At 63.3% G+C, this 1,799-nt stretch carries 2 protein-coding genes; both read left to right on the plus strand.

Annotated features, from left to right (window positions below; translation table 11 throughout):
• Positions 1–1,676: bifunctional prephenate dehydrogenase/3-phosphoshikimate 1-carboxyvinyltransferase (locus A3730_RS20400; RefSeq protein WP_063538793.1), on the plus strand; the 1,676-nt coding region annotated here is incomplete at its 5' end.
• Positions 1,673–1,799, plus strand: a 127-nt coding sequence (locus tag A3730_RS20405; RefSeq protein ID WP_197477548.1) for a (d)CMP kinase, incomplete at its 3' end; no start/stop codon positions are given. The genes A3730_RS20400 and A3730_RS20405, both read left to right, overlap by 4 nt.

A 1,799-nucleotide genomic window follows, 5' to 3' on the forward strand; every position in this document is an offset into this window, starting at 1 on the left:
ATCTGTTGGCGTTCTCGCTGGTGGATACGCTGGCCAGGCAGGGAGATTCCACCGAGATCTTCCGTTATGCTGCCGGCGGTTTTCGCGACTTCACCCGCATTGCCAGCTCCGATCCGGTGATGTGGCACGACATCTTTCGTGAAAACAAGGCGGCCTTGCTGCAGGCGCTGGACCAGTTCAGCGATGGCATCGGCCGCTTCCGCCAGGCAGTGGAAAATGAAGATTCCGATGCCCTGATGGGCATCATGACTCGGGCGAACACCGCCCGGGCCCATTTTTTGGCTATGAACGGGCGCACCTCCTATACGCGCGCCCACCATGTTCAGTGTGCAGGTGACGACGTAACCATGACAGACAGTAATGACGCCGGCCGGAATCCCACTTTTGTGGTCACACCGGGTGGTCAGCTACAGGGCCGCCTGCGCGTGCCCGGCGACAAATCCATGTCCCATCGCTCCATCATGCTTGGTTCGCTGGCAGAAGGGGTGACCCAGGTAGAAGGCTTTCTGGAAGGGGAAGATGCCCTGGCGACCCTGCAGGCGTTCCGCGACATGGGGGTGGTGATTGAAGGCCCCCATAACGGCCAGGTGACGATTCACGGGGTGGGGCTGCATGGCCTCAAGGCACCGGGAAAAGCGTTGTACATGGGCAACTCGGGCACCTCCATGCGCCTGCTGACCGGCTTGCTGGCCGGCCAGGCCTTCGATGTGGAGCTGACCGGGGATGCCTCCCTGTCCAAACGCCCCATGGAGCGCGTCGCCAAACCGCTGCGGGAAATGGGCGCCCAGATCACCACAGGCGAGCAGGGGCGTCCCCCGGTGCGCATTCGCGGTGGTCAGCCCCTCAAGGGCTTCCATTACGACCTGCCAATGGCCTCCGCCCAGGTAAAATCGGCAGTTCTGCTGGGTGGCTTGTATGCCGAAGGAGAAACGTCGGTGACCGAACCGGCGCCCACCCGGGACCATACCGAGCGGATGCTGGGCGGTTTTGGCTATGAGGTGCGCCGTGACGGCCCCACCAGCGCGCTGACTGGCGGTGGCACACTGTCCGCCGGCAGCCTGGAAGTGCCGGCGGACATCTCGTCGGCCGCCTTCTTCCTGGTCGGCGCGTCCATCGCGGCAGACAGCGAAGTGACCTTGCCGCACGTGGGCATCAACCCCACTCGCACCGGTGTGATCGATATTCTCAAACTGATGGGGGCGGATATTCGCCTGGAAAATCAGCGAGATGCCGGCGGCGAGCCGGTGGCAGACCTGGTCGTCAAGGCGGCGCCGCTCAAGGGAATCGAGATCCCCGAAGCGCTGGTGCCGCTGGCCATTGACGAATTTCCGGCGATTTTCATCGCAGCGGCCTGCGCCGAAGGCGAGACGATATTACGCGGGGCGGAAGAGCTGCGGGTGAAGGAATCCGACCGCATCCAGGTGATGGCCGATGGCCTGGCGGCGCTGGGTGTGAGCCACGAAGTCTTCGAAGACGGCATTCGTATCACCGGGGGCGAGTTCGGTGGTGGGGAGGTCCAGTCCCACGGTGATCACCGCATCGCCATGAGTTTTGCCATGGCGGCCCTGCGCGCGACAGGCCCGATTACCATTCATGATTGTGCCAACGTGGCCACCAGCTTCCCCGGGTTCGCCCAGTTGGCGACCCATGCAGGCCTGAAGCTGGAGGTGAAATGACCCCTGTTTTGACGATTGACGGGCCGGTTTCCTCCGGCAAGGGCACCGTGGCCCGGTTAGTGGCGATTCGCCTGGGGTGGCATCTTCTGGACTCCGGTGCGCTCTACCGGGTGCTGGGATATT

The organism is Alcanivorax sp. HI0044, assembly GCF_001634945.1.